Raw genomic sequence first — 3,963 nt, forward strand, 5'->3', positions numbered from 1 at the left:
ACGCCGCACGGCGCGACCCCGGCCCGGCCCGGCGCGTCCGAGCCGGCACCGCGCTCGCTGCGGGCGCGTCTCGCGCACGGACCCACGCGTGCGGCCCTCGTCGCGGCGCTGCTCGTCCTCGTGACCGGCGTCGTCTGGCTCACCCGCCCCGGTGGGGACGTCCAGGGCCTCGAGACGCAGTCCGTGGTGGTGACCGGCATCTCGGGTGCGGTCCAGGAGGGCACCGAGATCATCCAGGAGGTGCGCGCCACCGAGGACGGGCTGACCGGCTTCGAGGCGACCTTCGGCACCTACGGCGGCGTGACGGACTGCGCCGTCGACGTCCGCGTCACCGCACCGGACGGGTCCGTCCTGTCCGACGCGGCGGTCCCGTGCGCCGACCTCGTCGACACGTCGCGGGCCTCGCAGGTCGCCCACTTCGACCCGGTGCCGGACAGCGCCGGCCAGGTCTTCACCGTCACGTACACGGGGGCGCCGGGCGACTGGAGCCAGGCGGTGACCATGTGGGTCGGCACGCCGCGCGGCGCGGCGATGCCCGCGACGGCGCAGGGCGACGCCCAGGAGGTCCTCGACGTCTTCGAGGACGAGCCGGTCGCGACCGCGACGATCGCGGAGTACCGCGCGCCGTCCGTGTGGGACCAGGTGTGGCGCGCCCTCGGGCTCGCGGCGCTCGGGGCCCCCTGGTGGGTGCAGCCCTGGGCGGTCGCGGCCGCCGCCGTGGTCCTCGTCCTCTCGGTCGTCGGAGCGCTGGCGCTGAGCGACCGGCGGCGCGCCGCGGTGGTCCTGCTCGTCGCCGTCGCCGTCGGGCGGGGCCTCGTCTGGTCCGCGCTGCTGCCTCCGCTCGAGGGCATGGACGAGGGCGCGCACGTCGCGTACGCCCAGTTCATGGCGGAGGAGCGCCTGATCCCCGTCCGCGACCGGGCGTACGAGGACATCCCGGTGCCGTACAGCGACGAGCTCACGGTCCTCGACCAGTACCAGAACCGCGGGGCCCTGCCGCCCGGCGACCGGCCCTCCTACCTCGCCGAGGACGTCGAGCGGGTCGACGAGGAGATGGCCGACGCGTCGCCCCGCGCGAGCGGCTCGGCACCGGCCGCCGGGTACCCGCCGACCTACTACCTGCCGGCGGCCGTCCTCTACGAGCTCACGCCCGGGACCCTCGAGGACCGGATCCATGCGATGCGGCTGTGGAGCGTCGCGCTCGGGGCGCTCGCCGCCTGGGCCACGCTCGCCGTCGCCCGGCGCCTCCTGCCGCGCAGCAGCACGGCGGCGATGCTGCTCGCGCTCGCGGTGACCCTCCAGCCGATGATGGCCCACCAGTTCGCGATCGTGAACAACGACGGCCTCGTCATCGCGGGCGGGATCGCGGCGTTCGCGGCCGCCCTGCGGCTCGCCCAGGGCTCGGTCCGGTGGCGCGACGGGCTGCTCGCCGGGCTGGCCGTGGGTGCGGCGCTGCTGGCGAAGCAGTACGGGGCGGGCGCGCTCCCGGTCGTCGGGGTCGCGCTGCTCGTCGGCGCGCTGCGCGCCGCCCCGCGTCTGCGGCGGGTGCTGGTCGCGGGCGCCGGCGTCGCGGTCGGGCTCGCGGTCGCCTACGTGCCCTGGCTCGTGCTGCAGGCCGTCGGCGGCCTGCCCTCGACCTCGGTCCCCGTCTCGTCCGACGGCGACCCGTCCCGCGGTCTGCGCCACTACCTCGGCCTGCAGGTCGACAACGGCTTCGCGGCGATGCGCGCCCAGTGGGGCGAGCAGCTGTTCGGCACGTTCGCATGGCTCGACGTGCGGCTCCCCGGCGGCGCGTACGCGGCCGTGTGGTGGGGGGTCCGGATCGTCGTCGCGCTCGTCGTCGTGTGGCTGGTGTGGCAGGCCGTCGCGCTCGTCCGCTGGCTCGTCCGCGAGCGGCACGAGCCCGGGGGTCGGGAGGGCGTCCTCGTACCGCGCGGGGAGCTCGAGCACGTGACACGGACCGGGCTGTCCCTCGTGCACGTCGGCGGGCTCATGGCCGTGCTCTACGCCGCCGGCTACCTCTACTTCCGGTCGTCCGGTCGCGACGAGCTGCTCCAGGGGCGCTACGCCCTCATGGCGCTGCCGGCGTTCCTCGCCCTCCTGCCCCTGACGCTCGAGGCCTTCACCGCACGGTTCGGGGAGCGCGTGCGCGACGTGGTGGTGCTCGGCGCGACCGCCACGACGGCCGTCGCGATGTGGGCGCTCCACGTCGTCGCCGTGGCGACGATCGCCGACCGGTTCTACCTCTGACGCTCGACTAGGGTTGTGCCGCCCGCGTGCGCGGCGGCGCGCACGTGCCCCCCGGCACGGTGCTCACCGAGCTGGATCGACCTGGAGGACGGCCATGGACTTCCGCGAGCTCGCGGTCCCCGGGGCGTGGGAGATCACGCCCCAGCAGTTCGGAGACCCGCGCGGCGTCTTCCTCGAGTGGTTCAAGGACGAGGCGTTCACCGAGGCGGTCGGCCACCGCCTCGACCTCCAGCAGGCGAACTGCTCCGTCTCCGCCGCCGGCGTCCTGCGCGGCATCCACTTCGCCGACGTCCCGCCCGGCCAGGCCAAGTACGTGACGTGCGCCAAGGGCGCGGTGCTCGACGTGGCCGTCGACATCCGGGTCGGGTCGCCGACGTTCGGGCAGTGGGACGCCGTGCTGCTCGACGACGTCGACCGCCGGGCGATCTACCTGTCCGAGGGGATCGGGCACGCCTTCTGCTCGCTCGAGGACGACTCGACGGTCCTCTACCTGTGCTCGACCCCGTACGCGCCGGGCCGGGAGCACGGCATCCACCCGCTCGACCCGGCGCTCGGCATCGAGTGGCCGACCACGGCGCGGGACGGCAGCCCGATCACGCCGCAGCTGTCGACCAAGGACGCCGCCGCGCCCACGCTCGAGCAGGCGCTCGCCGACGGTCTCCTGCCCCGCCTCGAGGACGTCGAGGAGCACCTCCGGCGCCTGCGAGGCTGACGTGACCGTCGACCCGGTCGGCGCGCCGGCCGGACCGGCCACCGCCGCGGTCACGGCCGTCGTCGTCACCTACGAGCCCGACGCTGACGTGGTCGGCCTGCTCCTCGGCGCGCTCGTGCCCCAGGTGGCGGCCGTGGTGGTGGTGGACAACGGCAGCGCGCCCGAGCGCGTGGCGGCGCTGCGCGACGCGTGCGCCGCGCACCCCGGGGTCCGGCTCGTCCCGCTCCCCGACAACAGGGGGATCGCCGCGGCCCAGAACGTCGGGATCCGGGATGCCGCGGCGCACGGCGCGACGCACGTGCTGCTCTCCGACCAGGACTCGCTGCCCGCCCCGGACATGGTCCACCGCCTCCTCGACGGGCTCGCCGTCGCGCAACGGCGGGGACCGGTCGGCGCCGTCGGCCCCGTGACGGTCGACGAGCGCAACGGCACCGCTGCCCTGCTCTTCGCGGCGCGGACCTGGGGGCCCCGGCGCGCCGACCTGCCGGAGGGTGACGGCCGCCTCGTCGACGTCGCGTTCCTCATCGCCTCCGGCTGCCTCGTCCCCATGACGGTCCTCGACGCCGTCGGGCCCATGAACGAGGACTGGTTCATCGACCACATCGACCTCGAGTGGGGGCTGCGCGCGCGGCGCGCCGGCTTCGCCCTCTACGGGGTCACCGGGGCGAGCCTCGCGCACCAGCTCGGCGACCGCACGCAGCGCATCCCCGGCCGGGAGCGGGCCGTCCACATCCACTCCCCGCGGCGCAACTACTACATGGTCCGGAACACGCTGCTCCTCGTGCGCGGGGACCTCATGTCGCTGCGGTGGCGCGTCGGGTACGTCGCCTGGATCACCAAGTACGCGGTGTTCTACGCGCTCGTCCCGCCGCCCCGCGCGGAGCGCATCCGGGTCATGGCGCGCGCCGTGCGGGACGCGCTCGCCGGCCGCGCCGGCCCCTGGGCGTCGGGCGGCTCAGCGCGCCGATGAGCGGCGGCGGAGCGTGCCGACGGTCTTGCGC

At 75.7% G+C, this 3,963-nt stretch carries 3 protein-coding genes; all 3 read left to right on the plus strand.

The features are described from left to right. On the plus strand, nucleotides 1–2,250 hold a 2,250-nt coding region (locus ICW40_RS19780; protein WP_221655692.1), incomplete at its 5' end, for a DUF2142 domain-containing protein. Between the two features lie 94 nt (nucleotides 2,251–2,344). Beyond that, complete coding sequence (gene rfbC, locus ICW40_RS19785; RefSeq protein ID WP_221655693.1) at nucleotides 2,345–2,962, plus strand: dTDP-4-dehydrorhamnose 3,5-epimerase; 618 nt, start codon at nucleotides 2,345–2,347, stop codon at nucleotides 2,960–2,962. Between the two features lies 1 nt (nucleotide 2,963). Continuing rightward, nucleotides 2,964–3,932, plus strand: coding sequence for a glycosyltransferase family 2 protein (locus ICW40_RS19790; protein ID WP_221655694.1), 969 nt, complete (start codon nucleotides 2,964–2,966; stop codon nucleotides 3,930–3,932). The last annotated feature ends 31 nt before the right edge of the window (nucleotides 3,933–3,963 follow it).

The organism is Actinotalea ferrariae, assembly GCF_019733465.1.
Taxonomy (GTDB): Bacteria; Actinomycetota; Actinomycetes; order Actinomycetales; family Cellulomonadaceae; genus Actinotalea; species Actinotalea ferrariae_A.

Coding starts and splice junctions, on each gene's coding strand:
- rfbC (WP_221655693.1), top strand. CDS start 2,345: ATGGACTTCCGCGAGCTCGCGGTCCCCGGGGCGTGGGAGATCACGCCC.